Origin of the sequence: Rufibacter sediminis, from assembly GCF_014269285.1 — a bacterium.
GTDB lineage: Bacteria > Bacteroidota > Bacteroidia > Cytophagales > Hymenobacteraceae > Nibribacter > Nibribacter sediminis.
On sequence record NZ_JACOAF010000020.1, the window covers coordinates 335,613 to 354,208 of the forward strand.

Here is an 18,596-nt window from a genome sequence, read left to right on the forward strand (position 1 = left end):
ACGTACTTCTAGGTGTTAAATAGATCTCTGATATATAGTGATTTTCGTATTGTTAATTGCTTAAGCATTGAGGTGTTTTAGAGCTGTTTTCTGGAAAACAGCTCTAAAACGAAGAATAGGTATTCCGCTCTTATTCCCTATACTTCAGCACCAATACTGCCGGCACGGGCCGCTGGCCTTCTTTGTCTGAGGGTTTGATGGTGTCTTTGCCTTTCACGTACAGGGCGCTGGAGCCTCCGCCGTCCAGGTTCAGGGCTTCTCTGCAGCCCAGGTCCACCATCAGTTTGGCTAACTGGTCTAAGCTGGCCCCTTCGGCAATGCCTTTGTTGCGGCCTTCCACCATCAAGATGATCAGTTTGTTATCTGGCGTGTAGCCGATCACGGTTCTAGGGTTAGGGCCTCTGAAGCTGGCTCCGCCGCGCATCTCTTCCTCTGCGGTGATGTGGGCTTTGCCATTCTGCACCAATACTGGTCCGCCGCCTACGGCAGTCTGTGGTTTCCAGCGCTTGATGTCTTTGACGGTTCGCTTGGAAGGCTCGGGGGCGGGTTGTCCATTGGCATCTGCGTCATAAGGCGAAGCCAGTTCCATCGTCTTTTTCTTCTTGCCCACATTGTAGGCCCAGGCCACATCGGCGGTGCGGTTTCGGAAGAACCCGATGGCACCGGTGGTAGGATAGTAGGTGAGCGTATCAGTGCCTTTGGGGTTCTTGCGTCTCACGGAGGCTTGCGGGGCCAGTACCTTGCCGTCCTGGATGACCAGGTTTAGGTTGCGGTTGTCAGCGAAGGAGAAGAAGGTGGTGTTCACCACGGCCAGCACGTTGCCGGTTTCCTGCTCATAATATTGCTGAGGCGTATAGCGCTTGCCGTTGCCCACGCGGGTAAGGACTTCCAGCTTGGAGTCTTTCAGGTCGGCTTCCAGGTAATACGCTTTGAAAGGCTTGCCGTCTAAGGAATCTGTGGTGACAAATACTTTTACAGTGGCGGGTAGACCTTGCTGGTGTTGGGGAGAAGGCTGCCATTTCACTTGGGCCATACTGGGAAAGCAGGCCAGAAAGAAGAAAAGGGGAAGAAACGTCATTTTCATGCAGTCAAGATAGACAAGAGCATTAGAATATTCTAAAAACTAAATAAACAAAATCGGCCTGGGCACAAATCGCCGCGCAGGTCTAGCCGTTTTGGGACTGTTTTCTGGAAAACAGTCCCAAAACGGCTAGACACAGGAATGTGCCCTTTCTGAAAGGTGGGAAACTGATATTTGCGCCAGAGGAGTTCTTCGCCCGATGAGCCGATTTACTCTACTATCATCTCGCTGTGGCTGATGTCAATGGTGATGCGCTTCCCCATCCAGTTCAGGGACATGATGCCATCGTAAATCAACCCTTCCACAAACTGAGCGGTAAAGTTGTCCACTTTAACGGAAGGGGCGTCTTTGGCCGCGAGCAAAGGAAGCTGAGCTTTATAGATGAGGCTTTTGAAGTCGAGGTTTAGTTCGCTGGCTTTTTCTATTTTGGTCACCCGGGTGGTATCTGCGGCATCAATGCCCAGCGGGGCCATCTGGGAGACATTGAGCCGGAATACATTGTTGCCGGCACCGCTGTCAATGGACAGCAGCAACGTACGCTTGCCGTTCACCACAAAGTAGGCGAACATACCCAACGACTGGCCCCGGGAATCTTCTAACTGCAGCGGGATGGTTTTCCCCGCCTTCTTCCGTTTGCCCAGGCTCTGGCGGGTTTCCAGGTAGAGTTTCTTGTTTTCTAAATCTAGGGTAAACGGCTGGTTCCGGAAGCTGGGCAAAGAAATGAGGCCGTCTATTCCCCCCAGGTTGGCGTCCAGAACGGAGAGCGTCACGTCTTTCTGCCGGTAATCGGCCATCGCGAATTCAGCGGCCGTGAACAGGTCCACATCCAGCCGCTCGCCCGTAGCCCGGAAACCGGTGAAGCCGCCGTCTTGCTGGCGTAAGCCCGTGACCTTAGACGCAAAGCTTTTCGTGAGTACCAGTAAACCGCCTCCGGTATCCAGTATAAAGTTGCCTTCCACCCCGTTAATCTTCGCTTTCACCAGGATGTGTCCCTGCGGCGCTATTTCCAGGGGAATAACGGTTTGAGCCAGCAGGGGAGAAGCCAACGTGAGCAGAAAGACAAGCCACAGAGCTTTGATAGGGAAGGCAGCGTTTTTCATTTGTGCGTTTGTTTTAAGTAAGCAACCCCGTTTCTAAGAAGAAGCCAGATGCAGGTATGCCGTAGGAGATGTAGGGGAAGTCTGAAAAAAAGAAAAGCTACAGGACGAAACGGGTGTCCTGTAGCTTTTCTGGATATCATACTAAAAATAAAGTTAAGCGTGCGCCTCAGAAGACTGTTTCTCCAGATCGAAGAGATCCGTAAGGACATCGATCAGGGTTTCGGCTTCGCCGCGTTTGCAGGCGGCTTTGAGTTGCAGTACCGGCAGTTTGATGATCTTCTGCATCATGGATTTGGTGACCTCGTCCATGTGCTTGGCTTCCTCGGGAGAGAGTTTCTTCAGGTAACGGGCCATCTCCTCCTGACGGATGGTTTCCAGCGCGTTTTTCAGTTTCTGGATGGTAGGCGACACGTTCATCTCCTTGGTCCAGTCCTCAAAACTGGCAATAGACTCCCTGATGATTTGCTTCACCTGCGGAACGGAATCCAGGCGGCGTTGCAGGGCTTCAGAGGCTTTGTTCTGGATGGTGTCAATGTTGTACACCAGCACCCCCGGAATCTGCTCTACCTCAGCCTCCACGCTGCGCGGTACGCTCAGGTCAATGAAAAACTTGTAGGTCAGCACGTTCAGGCGGCTCACCATCTCTTTGGTGAAGAACGGCTCGTCGCGGGCTACGGAGGAGATGATGACATCGGCCTCTTTCATGGCCTCTACCAGGTTCTCGAACGCGACTACTTCCAGGCCACACTCCTCGGCCAGGATCTCGGCTTTGGTTTTGGTGCGGTTAGAGATTTTTACGTTCTGGAAATCTGAATCGGCGAGGTGGCGGCATACATCAGCCCCAATCTCGCCCAGGCCCACCACCAATACTTTGGGGTTGGCGATGTCTGCGGTGAGGCTTTCCACCAGTTCCAGGGCGGCATAGGAGGTGGAAGCAGCTCCGTCTCTAAAGGAGGTCTCCTGTACTACGCGCTTGTTGGTGAAGAAAATGGTGTGCAGCAGGCGGTGCAGGAACGGTCCGGCGGCCTCGTTGTCCACACTCCACTGGTAGGCTTGTTTTACCTGGTTGGAGATCTGCATGTCGCCCACCACCTGCGCGTCCAGGCCCATGGCCACGTTGAACAGGTGCTGCACGGCATCAGCGTGCTCATTCACGATGGTGAAATAATCCAGATACTGGGAAATATTGGCAATGCCCTTGCTGATGCCCAGCAGCTTCACGATCTCGTGGCTGTAGTCATCATCAGAAGTATAATACACCTCCGTGCGGTTGCACGTGGAAAGCACTAAAATGTCAGTTGCCTGAATGAATTCTTTGAGCGTTTGCAGGAACTGTCTACACGACCCCTCATCCAAGGCGATAAGCTCTCTTATGTCTAAGGGAGCTTTTTTATAGGAAAGACTGACGGCTCTAAAATTGTGAAGCATACGGCAGTTTTGAAATAGCATGCAAAATTACGGCGCGATCTTTTAAGAATGAATTACTTTTGTACCTTTCTCTTATTTATACTCATTACAAATTGCGTGGGGTAGACGCTTCTTCTGCTATCTTCGTTTAGAGAGAACCCAACCCCTAGACGGGCGTATCTGTTCTAGCGTTGCTTTTGTACATGATCCCGACCTCCATTTATTCCAAGAAATCTAGGTTAAAGCTCCTGATCATCGCCATTGCCTTGTTCATTGGTGGGGCAACCGTGATCTATACTAACCTGCTGGTAGCCAAGCTCTCTGAGCGTGAGCAGCAACTGATTGACTTGTACGCCAAGGGCCTGCGCTACATGATCAACGCCGAGATTGACTCTGACAACCTGGTGTTTATTCAGGAGGAGATCATTGACGCGAACCGCTCGGTGCCGGTCATCCAGACCGATGAAGAAGAGAACGTCATTGCTTACAAGAACCTTGATATCCCCGAAAAGATTTCCGAGAACCGCAAAAAAAGGCTTCTGAAGCGGGAAATCGCCAAGATGAAGGCTCAGCACAAGCCCATTGTGGTCTCGTACCAGCAGGAGTTCAAGAACTACATTTTCTACAAAGATTCTGAGTTGCTCACGCAGCTGCGCTACTACCCGTACGTGCAGCTCACGGTTATCGCGTGCCTTTCTGTTATTGCGTACTACGCCTTCAGTTACTCGCGCAAAGCCGAGCAGAACCGCGTTTGGGTGGGCCTGGCCAAGGAAACCGCGCACCAGCTGGGAACGCCGCTTTCCTCTCTCATGGCTTGGTACGAGTACCTGAAAGGCAGCCCCCGGTTTGAGAATGAACCCATCATAGAGGAGCTGGGCAAGGACGTGCGGCGTCTGGAGATCATCACGGAGCGGTTCTCCAACATCGGCTCGGTGCCGGTGCTCAAAGACGAGCCCCTGCTACAGGTGGTGGACAACGCCATAGGCTACCTGCGAAACCGCGTCTCCAACAAAGTGTCCATCAACATTGAATCTGATTTCCCACCGGAGACCACGGCCAAAGTGAACATCCCTTTGTTTGAGTGGGTAATTGAGAACATCTGCAAGAACGCCGTGGATGCCATGGAGGGCAAAGGCAGTATCACCCTGCGCCTGGTAAAAGCCAATGTGAAAGACGCCATCGCGCTGGATATTCAGGATACCGGCAAAGGCATCCCTAAAACCAAGCAGGAAGAAGTGTTCGTGCCGGGCTATACCACCAAGAAGCGTGGCTGGGGCTTAGGTCTGGCGCTCGCTAAACGCATCATTGAGAACTACCACCAAGGACGTTTGTTCGTGAAGTCCTCTGAGGTAGGGAAGGGCACAACGTTCAGGGTGGTGTTGAACAGGTAGCGCGTTTTGGAGGTGTTTTATGGAAAGATAGGGAGAAACGGATTAGCGGAAAAAGTCTTCTATTCGGTAGAACACGTTTTTGGGAAAGCTATTGTCTTTCACTGGAAGCCCGCTCACGGAAATACCTCCCAATACTCCCTGAAATTCATTGTGAACAGCTTTTTCTGTTAGAAGAGCAACCCTTATCGCCTGTAGATTTTCTAATTCTGAAAGGCAAAACCGTTGAGTTTGGTACCCAATAGCCGAAATCACTAACCATTGTTTCTCCAGGGGTATTGTTTTAGAGAACGGTAGATGGAAATTACCTAGAGCATCTGCCATTGTTTCCACGGAATCATTCAGCCTTATGATTGCTGATGTGCCTGCTAGAATATTCCCGCGGATAGAGGTGCTGTCCTGCGCAGGAACAGTGGGAGAAAGTAGAAGTCTAGGGGTTGGTAAGAGTTCTATTTCTGTGCTGCGTTGTTGGATTTGCTGGGCGGCAGTTGGGCGAGCAGTTAGCCATGTTGCTAAACCCAGGATCAAAGCAGGTAAAGTCCATTTCTTTTTGGAACTAGCCTTGGTTCTAAATTCCCGGTTAAGTTGATCATCGCGGAATCTCCCGCAGCCATTCCCAGATTGTTTTGTCAACCAAGCTATCACCTCCGCGTCTGTCATAGCAGTAAAGTCCACCACTGTTTTCTGGCAGTTTTGGCAAAAACGACCTTGAAACTCAGGTGCCATAGATGTCCAATCCTCATGGCAAGGCTGCGGGATAGTAACGGTGAGCCGGTTGTGGGGCATGGCTTCTTTTTTGAACTGGTTTCTGAAAAGTGAACCGAAAGCAGGTTAGGAGAACAGTTGCTTTACCTTCTGAAAAAATCCAGGTTCAGGTAATGGTTTGTTGAACTGAATAGCTATACCTCCTAGAACTGCCGTGTCTAAAGTCATGATGATCTCCGAGTGCTCTCGTTTAAGTAATTTAGAAAGCTTTACTTCTTTCATCTCATACCCAATAAAAGAGAAAATAATTTTCTGCTTTTTATTCACCAGATGAGCAGGAACAGATAATTCAAAATTGCCGTTTCGGTCAGATGGAACTCCGATAGAAGTTCCTTTCAACATGATGGTTGTTCCTGGCAAGGTCTCCTTGCTTCGTGCATCTACCACCTTGCCTTTCAAAATAACTGGGCTAACAGGTTTTTCAGAAAGCTTTTTTGTTTCCCTTCTTGAATTCTCAGAACCGGTTTGTTGACCTGCACTAGAAATAATAAAAGTAGATACTTGCTTCGCTTCAACATTCTTGGTGCTTAACCATGCTGATAGCACCAAGGCTACGGCTCGCCATGTCCAAGGCTTGCGGTTGTAAGTGGCTGCTTTTAATTCTGTCCCTACTTGCTCATGCCGGAACCTTCCGCATGTAGTGTCCTTGTTTTCAGTAAGCCAATCCACTATTTCGGAATCAGACACTGCAGTAAAATCCACTACTGTTTTCTGGCAGTTTTGGCAGAAACGGCCCTGAAACGTAGGTGCCATGGCCTGCCAATCCTCATGGCAGGGTTGGGGCACGGAGATGGTGAGGCGGCGGGTAGACATACGGGAGTGGTTTCTCTAAATATACGTGGTCCGCGCCGCTTTCAGAATATTTTGCTTAACTTTTCACCTGAATTTCTACACCAAAGAGAGCAAGTGAATTTAAAGAGTCTTTTTCGCCGCAAGAGTTTAACCGCTGTTTTACATACGCCGCCTGCCGATGTCGCGGCCCATCCGGGAGCGGTGGAAGAAGGACTGGAGCGCAATCTATCGGTCAGAGACTTGACCTCGCTGGGGATTGCCGCCATCATTGGAGCCGGTATCTTCAGTACCATCGGGAACGCGAGTTACGAGGGCGGCCCGGCGGTGTCTATGCTGTTCATTTTCACGGCCATTGCGTGTGCGTTCTCGGCGCTGTGTTACGCGCAGTTTGCGGCTACCATTCCGGTGAGCGGCTCGGCGTACACTTATGCCTACACCTCGTTTGGGGAGCTGGCGGCCTGGATTATCGGTTGGGCTCTGATCATGGAATACACGGTGGGTAACATTGTGGTGGCCATCTCGTGGAGCGATTATTTCACCGGGCTCATGAGCGGCGTGGGGCTGGATATTCCGGCCTGGCTCACCATGGGAACCCAGAGTGCCCACAAAGGGTATGGCGAGGTAATGGCGCTGCTGCAGGCGGGGCAACCGCTTACGGCGGCTGATCCGGTGCAGTTGGAGGCCTACAACACGTGGCGGTCAGCCCCGGATTTCCTGGGCGGAAAACTGGTGGTGGATCTGCCAGCTTTCATGATCAATGCCGTGATTACTGCGTTGGTGTACGTGGGGATAAAAGAGTCTAAAAACGCCTCTAACTTACTGGTGGTGCTGAAGATGATTGTGGTGTTGGTGGTGATCGCCGTAGGCGCTTTCTACGTGAACCCAGAGAACTGGAGCCCGTTTGCGCCCAACGGCATTGGCGGCGTGTTGAAAGGCGTGTCAGCGGTGTTCTTCGCCTACATCGGGTTTGATGCCATCAGTACCACTGCCGAGGAGTGTAAGAATCCGCAACGCGATTTGCCCCGGGCCATGATTTACGCGCTCATTATCTGTACCGTGCTCTACGTGATCATCACTCTGGTTTTAACCGGAATGGTGTCGTACAAAGAACTGGCCGTAGGCGATCCTTTGGCGTACGTTTTCACGAAAGTAGGCGTAGACTGGCTGGCTGGGGTAGTGGCGGTGAGCGCCATTTTTGCGATGGCCTCGGTGCTGCTGGTGTTCCAGATCGGGCAGCCCCGCATCTGGATGACCATGTCCCGCGACGGTTTATTGCCTCCAGTTTTCTCTAAAGTGCATCCGCGATTCAGAACGCCGTCTTTCTCTACGCTGGTAACAGGTTTCTTTGTGGGCGTACCTGCCCTGCTCCTGAACATGGATTTAGTGATTGACCTGACCAGTATCGGGACGCTTTTCGCCTTTGCTTTGGTGTGCGGCGGGATCTTAATGATCGATCCGTTGGGCAAATCGGAGGCCAGATTCAAGGTGCCTTACCTGAACGGCAAGTTCCTGGTGCCGCTGATTCTGGCGGTGGCCGGCATATTGGTGTTGCTCTACAACCGGGTAGCCATTGATGAGTTCTGGAGCGCCGTAGCCGGTAACGGAGGTTACGAGGAGTTCCGTCACCAGATCCCCATGCTAGTGTTCCTGATTTCCTGCGTGCTGCTGGCCTGGGTTTCGTTCCGGAAAAGCCTGTCGTTGTTGCCGGTGCTGGGCTTGTTGACCAACCTGTACCTGATGACGCAGTTGGGCGTGAACAACTGGCTGCTGTTTACCGTCTGGCTGCTGATTGGCTTGGCTATTTACTTTGGGTACAGCTTCAAGCACAGCAAGTTGGCCTCGCGCCCAAAAATCGCCTAAAAGATTCGCCGCGAGCGAAACAGGCGTGCTACGTGGCTCTGCTAAAAAGGTTTAAAAAAGTTTTCTTTCTTTTATGATAGGTGGTAACTTGCTTATACCAAAGCGAGCTGGAAGAGGTGCGCTTGTCATTTATAAGCTGAGCCTGTGGTTGAGAGAGAGATTTTAGAAGGTAACCTGCACCTGACGTATCGCAAAGACCTGGACATTCTGTTCCTGCGGTGGTTTCGGGTGCCAGACTCTGCCCAGTTACGGCAAGGCTACCTGCAGGCGTTGGAGCTGGCCAAAGAAATGAAGAGCGCCTACTGGATGTTCGACCTACGGAGCCGGGGGCAGGTTTCCCCGGAAGACGAGACCTGGCTTCTGCAGACGTTCTTTCCGCGGGTGGAAGAAGAGCTGGGGTACCAAGGCTACTTCGCCAATCTCGTGACTCCCAGCCATTATGCGTATATCCGTGATGTAGTCGGGTTGGAGTACCTGGAGAAGTACGGAAAGATCATCAAGTTAGGCATCTACACCTCTGAACAGGATGCCGTGGCCTGGCTTCTGGAAAGCCGCGCCAACCGGTAGGGCATTTCTACTTCGCCCGGTTCACCAGCAACACGCCTCCCAGAATAATTCCCATCCCCAGGTAGTGCATCAGATGGATCGATTCTCCATCGGCTACTCCCCAGATCAAGGCCACAATCGGCATGAGGTACGTAGACGTGCTCGCGAACAGCGTGTTGGTCATGTGAATCAACTTGTTGTAGAACACCAGGCCAATGGCCGTGCTGAATACCGCCAGCAGCGTGATGTAGCCCAAAGCCTCCCAGGCCGCCGGCTGCGTGGCCAGTTTCTCCAGAGCCGAAGTGGTGCAGAGATATAGAAAGGCAATGGGCCCCACCGTGAGCAGCGCCAGGCTAGCCATGGTCAACGGCTTAATGCCTGCCAGGCAATGTTTGATGATGTTCAGGCTGCCGCCGTACAGCACCGTGGCCAACACCACGTACAAACCATAGAAGGAATTGGACGAAGCCTCCTGGGCGCTCCCCAGAAAAATCAATACCGCCGTTCCGATAATTCCGATCAGGATGCCCACCACGCGCAAAAGCGTGATCTTCTGCTGAAAGAAAATAGCCCCGATGATCAGGGTGAAAAGCGCCGTCAGGGAGTTCAGCACGCCGGCCAGGCCACTCGCCAGCTGCGTCTCGGCGAAGGCGAAGAGGAACGCCGGAATCAGGTTGCCAATCAGGCCACTCAGCAAAAGGAACTTCCACTGCCCCGGTTTCGGCGCTTTCAATCCTTTCAGGGCGAAGGGCAGCAGCGCCAGCGTGGCAATGGTAATCCGGATGGCGCCCAGCTCATCGGAGGAAAAAACCGCCAGGCCTTTTTTGATCAAAATGAACGAAGTGCCCCAGATGAGCGCCAAGCCCATCAGAATCACCCAGGCCAAGGCCGGGGTGGAGGTGGTGGAGTTTGGAAGAGCCGGAGACGTGGTTGGGGTAGACACAGAGATAGCGCTGAAAATGAACGAACAAAGATAACGGATGTCCAGGAGCTTTGAGCCTGTTTTTAGCAAAACAGGCTTGAAACGGAGCTTGCAGAGACACTCGTAGGTCTGAAGACGCTACGAGGCCGTGAGGCGAGGACGGTTAGATAGATTTTGAAGGCTGATGGCCTAGGGTCTGGCTTAGAAAAAAACCTCACAGGTTTTCAAAACCTGTGAGGTTTGAAGCAGTAACACCGCCCGGTCAAAAGACCTCGTAGTGTCCAGAGGTCCTACGAGTGTCTCCGCCAATGACTCTATGCACCCGGAAAAACAAAATCCGTTTTGGGGCTAATTTGTAAAAATCAGTTCCAAAACGGATTCTATGGACAAGCTTCAAAAGACGTTACGCCTCGGCGTACTCCATGGAGTTGGCGATCTCGTCCAGGATGGCGTAGATCTCCTGCGGGTCCTCGGTCTGCACCAGACGCGTGCGGTAGCTTTTCACGTTGGGCAAACCCCTGAAGTAATTGGCATAGTGGCGGCGCATCTCAAAAATGCCCAGACGCGGGCCTTTCCACTCCAGGCCTTTGTCAAAGTGCATCTTGCACATGTCAATGCGCTCCTGAATGGTGGGTGGGGCCAGCAACTCGCCTGTTTGCATGTAGTGTTTCACCTCCCGGAAAATCCACGGATAGCCAATGGAAGCCCGCCCGATCATGACGCCGTCCACCCCGTATTTATTTTTGTACTCCACGGCTTTCTCGGGCGTGTCAATGTCGCCGTTCCCGAAGATGGGAATATGGATGCGCGGGTTCTCTTTGATCTTCCGGATGAGGGTCCAGTCGGCCTCGCCTTTGTACATCTGCACGCGCGTGCGGCCGTGCACGGTCAGGGCTTTTATGCCGATGTCCTGCAACCGCTCGGCCACTTCCTCCACGTTTTTGGTGGAATCGTCCCAGCCCAGGCGGGTTTTCACCGTCACCGGCAAGCCGAAGGGCTCCACCGCCTGCACAATGGCTGAGGTCATGGCCACCATCTTGGGGATATCGCGCAGTAAAGCCGCGCCCGCGCCTTTGCAGGCCACGTTCTTCACCGGACAGCCGTAGTTGATGTCAATTAAGTCTGGGCCCACCTGCGCCGAGATCACCGCCGACTCCCGCATGGAGTCAATGTCAGAACCGAAGATCTGGATCCCGATGGGTTGCTCGTAGTCAAAGATGTCCAGTTTCTGGCGGCTCTTGGCGGCATCGCGGATGAGGCCTTCCGAGGAGATGAACTCCGTATACATTAAGTCGGCGCCATTGGCTTTGCAAACGGCCCTGAAGGGCGGATCGCTGACGTCTTCCATGGGTGCCAACAGCAGCGGGAAGTCCGGGAGCTCTATCTGACCGATTTTTACCACGTGATTGAGTTTAAATATTTCGCGTAAATTTACCTCATTAAAACCACATCGCCTATATGAAAGGTTTCATCTCGCCTACGCTGCATCCGTTAAAGTCGCTTTTGCTGTTTATCGTGTTTGTGGTGGCAGGCCAAGCCGTGGGATCTTTCCTGGCCATGTTGTTGATAAAATTGATCTGGGGCTATGGGCCAACGGCAATCTCGGGCATGCTGGCGCGGCCGGCAGATTACCCAGACAGCCGCAGTGCGCTGGTTCTGTTCCAGGGCGTGGTGCACCTGGTGGGGTTCACGATTGCCTCGCTGGCTTTCCTGCGGGTGGTTACGCAGCGGCCCGCCCAGTTTCTTTCGCGCCGCCTTACCGTGCCCATGTCGCTGCTGCTGGGCAGTGCGGTGCTGTTTCTGGTGATTCTGCCCGCCGCCTCCTGGCTGGTTCACTGGAACGCCAACGTAGATTTCCCGGCGTTTTTAGAGGCTTTTGAGCGATGGGCCCGCGAAAAGGAAGACCTCCTGCGGGAATTGACCCTAGAACTGACCAAGATAAACACGATTCCGCAGTTGGTGCTGGGCATGGTGGTGTTTGCCGTATTGCCGGCCATTGGCGAGGAATTGGCGTTCAGGGGCATTGTGCAGCAGGAGTTGCAGCGCTGGTGGAAGAATCCGCACGTGGCTATCTGGGTGGCGGCCATCATCTTCGGGGCCATTCACATGCAGTTCTACGGCGTGGTGCCGCGCATCATGCTGGGGGTGCTGTTTGGGTACCTGTACTGGTGGTCTGGCAACATCTGGGTGCCTATTGTGGGGCATTTCATCAACAACGGGTTCATGGTGCTGATGATGTTTCTGGCGCAGCGCAATGCCGTCACAGTCAACGTGGAGTCCACGGAGCCAGAGTCTTTGACCTTGTCACTGGTTTCGCTGGTGCTGAGCGCCGGCATCCTGTATAGCCTGTACACAGTCTCCCGTCGGCTGCCTTTTCCCGCAGAAGAAAATCCCCGTTTCTAACCTTCTTTTCAGAAATCAGCTATAAAACAGCCGTAGATCCGCTAATTGGGCCTACCGGTGTCATATCAATCCTTGTCCATGGAAAAAGAGAAAAAACAAATGAGTAACCTACAGCAGCGCCTGCTGGCGGGAGTGCTGGGCGGAGCTGTGTTCATAGGAGCCATTTACCTGAGCCAATGGACCTTCTTTGTGCTATTTCTGGCGCTTACCCTGCTGGGGCTGTTGGAGTTTTACCGGCTGCTCTCGGCCAGAGGGTTCCAGCCCAACCGGCTGATTGGCGCGGTGCTGGGCGTGGGCTTGTATGTCCTGGGGTTTGCCGTAGAGCGCGGCGATGTGACCAGTGACTGGCTTTTCGTGCTGCCGCCGGTCATGCTGCTGGCGTTGGTGGCCGAGCTGTACCGCAAAAAAGAGCAGCCGTTCACCAATGTGGCCCTTACGCTGGTGGGCGTTTTCTACATCGCCGCGCCGTTTACCTTGCTGCACGTACTGGCTTTCCTGCCAGACAGATACAGCTGGCAGATTATTCTAGGGGTGATGTTCCTGATCTGGTCGTCAGACACGGGGGCGTACGCGGCCGGCAAATCCTTTGGGAAAAATAAATTATTTCCGCGTATTTCGCCCGGCAAAACCTGGGAGGGTTGGGTAGGAGGCGTGCTTTTGTCATTGCTAGTGGCTTGGATCCTGTCGCTGTACTTCCAGGATCTGGCGCTGGAACATTGGCTGGGCGTGGCCGTACTGGTGTCTGTGTTTGGGGTTCTGGGCGATTTGGTGGAATCCATGTTGAAAAGAAGTCTGGACGTGAAAGATTCCGGCACCTTGATTCCCGGCCACGGCGGCATCTTGGACCGTTTTGACAGCTTGATTTTGGTAGTGCCTTTCCTGGTAGCTTTCCTGGAGTTGGTGCGCTAAAATTTCCTTATTTATAAATGGGCCAACTTTAGTATCCTGTTGTAAATTTGATAATTTTGCGCCGGAATAATTCTCCTGAATTACAATATTAATAATTATGGCAGCATACAATAGCAAGATGGCTTATAAGGAGCCTGCACCTATCAAGGACAAGGAGAATCCCTTTGAGTCTATGATGTCCCGTTTCAACATTGCGGCGGAGGTTCTGGGCTTGGATGATGAAACGTATGAAGTCCTGAAATCACCTACCCGTCAGGTAATTGTGAACTTGCCCGTTACCATGGACGATGGCAGCGTGAAGGTGTTTGAAGGGTTCAGGGTCGTGCATTCCAATATTTTGGGTCCGTCTAAAGGCGGTATCCGGTATGACAAAGGGGTTTTTCTGGACGAGGTGAAAGCCCTGGCCGCCTGGATGACCTGGAAATGTGCCGTAGTGGACATTCCGTACGGCGGAGCCAAAGGCGGCATTGTGTGTGACCCAACCACCATGTCTGCTGGCGAGATTGAGCGTTTAACCCGCGCCTATACCGTGGCGTTGATTGATACCTTCGGTCCGGATCAGGACATTCCGGCCCCGGACATGGGTACTGGCCCGCGCGAGATGGCCTGGCTTATGGATGAATATTCCAAAACCAAAGGCATGACGGTGAACTCCGTGGTGACCGGTAAACCATTGGTGTTGGGCGGTTCCCTGGGCCGCGTGGAGGCGACGGGCCGTGGTGTGATGGTATCGGCGATGGCGGCGATGGAAGTGTTGGGCATGGACCCCACGCAGTCTACCGCAGCGGTGCAGGGTTTCGGGAACGTAGGTTCCTGGGCCGCGAAATTGCTGGCCGAGCGGGGCGTGAAGATTCTGGGCGTAAGTGACGTGAGCGGCGCTTACTGGAACGAAAACGGCATCAACATTGAGGAAGCCATCGCCTATAAAAACGCGCACAACGGCCGTCTGGAAGGCTATGCCGGCGCAGAGCCCATCAGCAACGATGAACTGTTGACTTCCGCCGTAGATCTGTTGGTGCCAGCTGCCGTAGAAGACGTGATTACCGCCCGTAACGCTGACCAGATTCAGGCCAAGCTGATTGTGGAAGGAGCCAACGGCCCAACCTCGGCCAACGCCGATAAGATTATCAACGAGAAAGGCATTATGGTAGTGCCCGATATTCTGGCCAACTCCGGCGGGGTAACCGTGTCTTACTTTGAGTGGGTGCAGAACCGCCTGGGCTACAAATGGAGCCTGGACATGGTGACCGAGCGCTCTGACCGGATCATGACCGAGGCCTTCAACAAGGTGTATGCCACCTCGCAGAAATACAACGTGCCCATGCGGATTGCCGCGTACATTGTGGCCATAGACAAGGTGGCACAGACCTATAAATTCCGGGGCGGGTTCTAAGGGAAATTCCCTTCGCCTGATCTGAAAATCATCTATTCTTGCCGCCTCCTGTCTTTTTTCTAGACAGGAGGCGGTTTTTTTTATATTTTTGTTGTTGAGCCCAACGCGTATCTGATGAAAATTCATAAAGAAGGACGAAAGATTCTGTTTTTTACCCTGTTAGGATTGCTGGTAGTGAACCTCTTGCTTTACTACTTCAACAGCGAGCACGTAACATTTAACAGGATCTTCTCTGGCGTTTCGTTTATCGTTTTCCTACTTATCCTGCAGTTTTTCCGCAGCCCGTATCGCAACCTGCTTCTCCACGAAGACCTGGTGGTGGCGCCCGCCGATGGTAAAGTGGTGGTGATTGAGAACGTGGAGGAACCCGAGTACTTCAACGATGTGCGCAAGCAGATTTCCATTTTCATGTCGCCCATCAACGTGCACATCACCCGCAACCCGGTGTCTGGCATTGTGAAGTATTTCAAATATCACCCCGGAAACTACTTTGTGGCCTGGCACCCTAAATCCAGTACCAAGAATGAGCGCACCACCGTAGTGGTAGAGTCATTGGCTGGCCCTGAGGTGCTGTTCCGCCAGATTGCCGGGGCCATGGCGCGCCGCATTGTGTGGTACGTGACCGAAGGCGATGAAGTAAACCAAGGCGAGGAGTTCGGTTTCATCAAGTTCGGCTCGCGTGTAGACATCTTCGTGCCGGTTGACACCGAGGTGAAGGTAGAATTGGGCCAGAAAACCAAAGGCGGCCAGACCGTCATCGCTCAGTTGAAAACCAGCAGCTCCGGGTCTTTCTTTAGCTAGTAATTGGTATCAGGTAGCACGTATCACGTAGCAAGATTTTCGCCTGATTTTCAGATTGTTTATAAAACGAAGCAGCCTCCTCTTGTCCAGAGGAGGCTGCTTCGTTTTGGGGGTATTTTTCACCTGGTTATGGCGCGGAAGTTACTTCCGTGACTTGGGAGCAGTATTGCTAGAATGGCACGGAAGTAACTTCCGCGCCATAGATGCTAAAGCGCAACAATCAAGAAACGTTGATATGAAACGAAGAAGCCTCTTCCGCTAAGGAGGAGGCTTCTTCGTTTTGAGGCTGTTTTTCAGAAATCAGCCCTGAAACGGCCATCAAGAAAGTCGTGCTGCGTGCTACCAAACTAGAACCAGTTCTGGGCCAGTTTCATGATCTGCTCCAGGTACTTCTGGTCCACTTCATCGAAGTCATTGAGCTCGTCGCTGTCCACGTCCAGCACCATCTTCACCTCGCCGTCTTTGATCACGGGCACCACAATCTCAGACTTGGAGGCGCTGCTGCAGGCAATGTGCCCGGGGAAGGCCTCCACGTCGGGCACGATGATGGTCTCGCGGCGGGTGTAGCACGCGCCGCACACGCCTTTGTGAAACGGAATACGCGTGCAGGCCACGGGGCCCTGGAACGGTCCCAGCACCAGCTGGTTTTCTTTGGTGAGGTAAGCGCCCACCCAGAAGAAGCCGAAACTCTGCTTCAGGGCCGCCATCACGTTGGAAAGATTGGCGATCAGATCGGTTTCCGGGCCCACCAGGGCTTCAATCTGCGGAAGCAGGGCTTTATATTTCTCTTCTTTGGAGAGGCTGCTGTCAATAAATAAGTCTTCGGCCATGTAGGTAAGGTGCTAATTCGTAACTGTACTGATGCTCTGTCAAGCCCATCAGTTTCTTCAACGGCAAAGGTAGCGTCGGGAGTTTCCTGGAGCAACTGTCCTGCGGTATACCAAGCTTGAGAAGGCTATAATTACTGTTTTGGGCCAGTTTTACCCAAATCAGGCCGCTGTACTTCCGCCCTAACAGTAAACTTTGCGTAGGAAGCCTGAAAAGTAGTTTCCCTCGCCCAAACTTTGTCAGGATGAAAGCGGAAGATTAGTTCTCATCGAATTAAAAGTAAGAATCAGAGTCGGTTTCTGTTTTAGGGCTCCTTTTGCCAAAAAGGCCCCAAAACAAGTCTGCTTTTTTAGAGAAGTGGGGAGGTGTTCCGGTAGAACGTAATCTCATCTTCACCGATGTTCGTTCTGGCGGCAAAAGGCATTGCTGGGAGCTGTGGTGCTTTGACGCCCTGCGTTAAGGTAACCGGGCTTTTCAATACCCGGATCTCGTCCCACAGATTGGCTTCCAGCAGAGCTTCCAGCAGCACCGTTCCGCCTTCCACCAGCACAGACTGCACGTTGCGTTTATACAGGTCGGCCAGCAGTTGGTTTAGAAAATGAGCATCCGGCGAAAGGGTGACAAATTCCGTCTGGGCCGTGGCGGCTTTTTCCTGTAAGGTGTACAGTAGCGTGGGAGTGGAGTCGTCCAGCAGATGATGGGTGGCGGGAATGCTCAGTTGTTTATCGATGGCGATTCTCAGCGGGGCGAGGCCGGGCCAGTGCCGTACGTTCAGCTGCGGGTTGTCATGCAGGGCAGTGCGCGTGCCCACCAGAATGGCCTGTTCCTGGGTGCGCCACTTATGCACGAGCTGTTTGGCTAGCGGACCGGAGATCTGGCAAGGCTGGCAGTTGGGCAAGGCAATAAAACCATCGGCTGATTCTGCCCATTTCAGCACCAGATACGGGCGCTTCTGCGTCTGGAAGGTGAAAAAGCGGCGGTTCAACTCCAGTCCTTCGGCCTCCAGTACTCCAATATGAACTTTGCAACCGGCGTCTACCAGCTTCCGGATGCCTCGGCCCGCTACCAGAGGGTTAGGGTCTGTGTTGCAGATGACCACATCGCGAACGCCGTGCTGAATCAGAAAATCGGCGCAGGGCGGAGTCTTGCCGTAGTGGGAGCAGGGTTCCAGCGTGACGTACACCCGGCTGTGAGGCAGCAGACTTTTGTCTTTCACGCTGTTTAGTGCATTCACCTCGGCGTGCGGACCGCCGTATTGCTGGTGCCAGCCTTCCCCAATAATGGTGTGTTCATGCACCACCACGCAACCCACGACAGGATTAGGACGGGCCCAGCCGGTGCCCAGGGCGGCCAGGTCCAGCGCCCGTCGCATGTATTTCTCGTCACTGCTCATGTTGTCTATTTACGGGGCCTTTGTAATTCTTTGCCCGAATATCGGGCGTTTTTTCAGAAATTGCCCAAAACTGAGTTATGCGATCCCTGGAAGAGACTTTAGAAGAACTGGCCCGCCAGTTAGAGACGCTCTATGAAGCGCCGGAAGCCCGTGCCATGGCCGAGTGGACGCTGCAACATGCGCTGGGAATAGGACGGTTTGAGCTGCTCCAGCGCCGCCGCGAAGAAGCCTCTGATGCTCTTCAGCGTCAGGTGCAGGCGTATCTGGAGCGTCTCCTGCGGCAGGAACCTTTGCAGTATGTGCTAGGCGAAGCCTCTTTCTACGGTCGTGAGTTTCTGGTGAACCCCGCAGTGCTCATTCCGCGTCCCGAGACCGAAGAACTGGTACAGCGGGTCATCAAAACCTATCAGCATCAGCCAGCGGTGAAGTTGTTGGATATTGGTACCGGCAGCGGCTGCATTCCGGTGACGCTGGCCGCCGAGCTGCCTACCGCGCAGGTTTGGGGACTGGATGTGTCTGCCGAGGCCTTGGCTGTCGCCAAGCAGAATGCTGAAAGACTGGGGAAACAGGTGACGTGGCTGCAGCAGGACATTTTGAGCGAGGTCCCCCATATAGAATCCCAGAGCCTGGATGCCGTGATCAGTAATCCGCCGTACGTGCTGGAAGAAGAGAAAGCCCTGATGCGGCAGAACGTGCTGGGCTTTGAGCCGCACCTGGCCCTGTTCGTGCCCAACGAAGACCCCCTGCTTTTCTACCGCCGGATTGCCCTGGTGGCGCAGCAACTGCTAAAAAAAGGAGGAAGGCTGTTCTTTGAGATTAATGAGCGTTTTGCCCAAGAGACCATAGACATGCTAGCGCAGATGGGTTACCAAGAGGCCCGGGTTCTGAAAGATTTACGCGGGAAAGACCGGGTGGCAGAGGCTGTCTGGCGGTGATTTTAACAAGGAAGCAGCATGAATACAACCACGTTACCTAAAATTATTATAAAAAATCCTACCTTTGCGCCTG

At 53.1% G+C, this 18,596-nt stretch carries 17 protein-coding genes; 8 read left to right on the forward strand and 9 right to left on the reverse strand.

All coding sequences use genetic code 11. From position 1 onward, the window contains the following. Positions 1–130: 130 nt before the first annotated feature. The 3 genes from H7U12_RS08115 to hemA form a co-directional block, all read right to left on the reverse strand. The gene (locus H7U12_RS08115; RefSeq protein WP_186635693.1) at positions 131–1,033 is read right to left on the reverse strand and encodes a phosphodiester glycosidase family protein; all 903 of its coding nucleotides are present in this window, start codon (positions 1,031–1,033) and stop codon (positions 131–133) included. A 257-nt stretch (positions 1,034–1,290) separates the two neighbouring features. Next, positions 1,291–2,181, reverse strand: coding sequence for a retropepsin-like aspartic protease (locus H7U12_RS08120; RefSeq protein WP_186635696.1), 891 nt, complete (start codon positions 2,179–2,181; stop codon positions 1,291–1,293). Between the two features lie 153 nt (positions 2,182–2,334). Next, positions 2,335–3,609: a glutamyl-tRNA reductase gene (hemA, locus tag H7U12_RS08125; protein WP_186635700.1), complete on the reverse strand. Its 1,275-nt coding sequence runs from the start codon at positions 3,607–3,609 to the stop codon at positions 2,335–2,337. Positions 3,610–3,791: 182 nt separating this feature from the next. Between hemA and H7U12_RS08130 the strand changes: the two genes are divergently transcribed. Next, entirely contained in the window at positions 3,792–4,979 is a 1,188-nt protein-coding gene (locus H7U12_RS08130; protein ID WP_186635703.1) for a sensor histidine kinase, read from the forward strand. A 42-nt stretch (positions 4,980–5,021) separates the two neighbouring features. Here H7U12_RS08130 and H7U12_RS08135 read toward each other — a convergent pair whose 3' ends face one another. Further along, a complete protein-coding gene (locus H7U12_RS08135; RefSeq protein WP_186635705.1) occupies positions 5,022–5,762 on the reverse strand; it encodes a hypothetical protein in 741 nt (246 codons plus the stop codon). 45 nt (positions 5,763–5,807) lie between these two features. Next, positions 5,808–6,554 (reverse strand): carboxypeptidase-like regulatory domain-containing protein, encoded by a 747-nt coding sequence (locus H7U12_RS08140; protein ID WP_186635708.1) that lies wholly within the window; start codon positions 6,552–6,554, stop codon positions 5,808–5,810. A 93-nt stretch (positions 6,555–6,647) separates the two neighbouring features. On the opposite strand from H7U12_RS08140, the gene H7U12_RS08145 reads away from it, so the two are divergent. Then, positions 6,648–8,393, forward strand: coding sequence for an amino acid permease (locus tag H7U12_RS08145; protein WP_377165604.1), 1,746 nt, complete (start codon positions 6,648–6,650; stop codon positions 8,391–8,393). A 144-nt stretch (positions 8,394–8,537) separates the two neighbouring features. Continuing rightward, complete coding sequence (locus tag H7U12_RS08150; RefSeq protein ID WP_186635711.1) at positions 8,538–8,960, forward strand: hypothetical protein; 423 nt, start codon at positions 8,538–8,540, stop codon at positions 8,958–8,960. A 7-nt stretch (positions 8,961–8,967) separates the two neighbouring features. Here H7U12_RS08150 and H7U12_RS08155 read toward each other — a convergent pair whose 3' ends face one another. Together H7U12_RS08155 and dusB are read right to left on the reverse strand one after the other, a co-directional pair. Beyond that, complete coding sequence (locus H7U12_RS08155) at positions 8,968–9,882, reverse strand: DMT family transporter (RefSeq protein WP_255897327.1); 915 nt, start codon at positions 9,880–9,882, stop codon at positions 8,968–8,970. A gap of 382 nt (positions 9,883–10,264) precedes the next feature. Then, positions 10,265–11,263, reverse strand: coding sequence for a tRNA dihydrouridine synthase DusB (gene dusB / locus H7U12_RS08160; protein ID WP_186635714.1), 999 nt, complete (start codon positions 11,261–11,263; stop codon positions 10,265–10,267). 56 nt (positions 11,264–11,319) lie between these two features. Here dusB and H7U12_RS08165 point away from each other — a divergent pair, with 56 nt between their 5' ends. The 4 genes from H7U12_RS08165 to H7U12_RS08180 all read left to right on the forward strand — a co-directional run bounded on the left by H7U12_RS08165 (position 11,320) and on the right by H7U12_RS08180 (position 15,367). Beyond that, entirely contained in the window at positions 11,320–12,264 is a 945-nt protein-coding gene (locus H7U12_RS08165) for a CPBP family intramembrane glutamic endopeptidase (protein WP_186635717.1), read from the forward strand. A 99-nt stretch (positions 12,265–12,363) separates the two neighbouring features. Continuing rightward, positions 12,364–13,173 carry a phosphatidate cytidylyltransferase gene (locus H7U12_RS08170; protein ID WP_241749229.1) on the forward strand — a complete coding sequence of 270 codons (810 nt, stop codon included), beginning with the start codon at positions 12,364–12,366 and terminating at the stop codon, positions 13,171–13,173. Between the two features lie 118 nt (positions 13,174–13,291). After that, positions 13,292–14,566, forward strand: a complete 1,275-nt coding sequence (locus tag H7U12_RS08175; protein WP_186635844.1) for a Glu/Leu/Phe/Val family dehydrogenase — start codon at positions 13,292–13,294, stop codon at positions 14,564–14,566. Between the two features lie 114 nt (positions 14,567–14,680). Further along, positions 14,681–15,367 carry a phosphatidylserine decarboxylase family protein gene (locus tag H7U12_RS08180; protein ID WP_186635720.1) on the forward strand — a complete coding sequence of 229 codons (687 nt, stop codon included), beginning with the start codon at positions 14,681–14,683 and terminating at the stop codon, positions 15,365–15,367. 347 nt (positions 15,368–15,714) lie between these two features. Here H7U12_RS08180 and H7U12_RS08185 read toward each other — a convergent pair whose 3' ends face one another. Next, the gene (locus tag H7U12_RS08185) at positions 15,715–16,197 is read right to left on the reverse strand and encodes a GAF domain-containing protein (protein ID WP_186635723.1); all 483 of its coding nucleotides are present in this window, start codon (positions 16,195–16,197) and stop codon (positions 15,715–15,717) included. A gap of 347 nt (positions 16,198–16,544) precedes the next feature. Continuing rightward, a complete protein-coding gene (ribD, locus tag H7U12_RS08190) occupies positions 16,545–17,588 on the reverse strand; it encodes a bifunctional diaminohydroxyphosphoribosylaminopyrimidine deaminase/5-amino-6-(5-phosphoribosylamino)uracil reductase RibD (RefSeq protein ID WP_186635725.1) in 1,044 nt (347 codons plus the stop codon). A gap of 77 nt (positions 17,589–17,665) precedes the next feature. On the opposite strand from ribD, the gene prmC reads away from it, so the two are divergent. Next, positions 17,666–18,523 (forward strand): peptide chain release factor N(5)-glutamine methyltransferase, encoded by an 858-nt coding sequence (gene prmC / locus H7U12_RS08195; RefSeq protein ID WP_186635728.1) that lies wholly within the window; start codon positions 17,666–17,668, stop codon positions 18,521–18,523. The last annotated feature ends 73 nt before the right edge of the window (positions 18,524–18,596 follow it).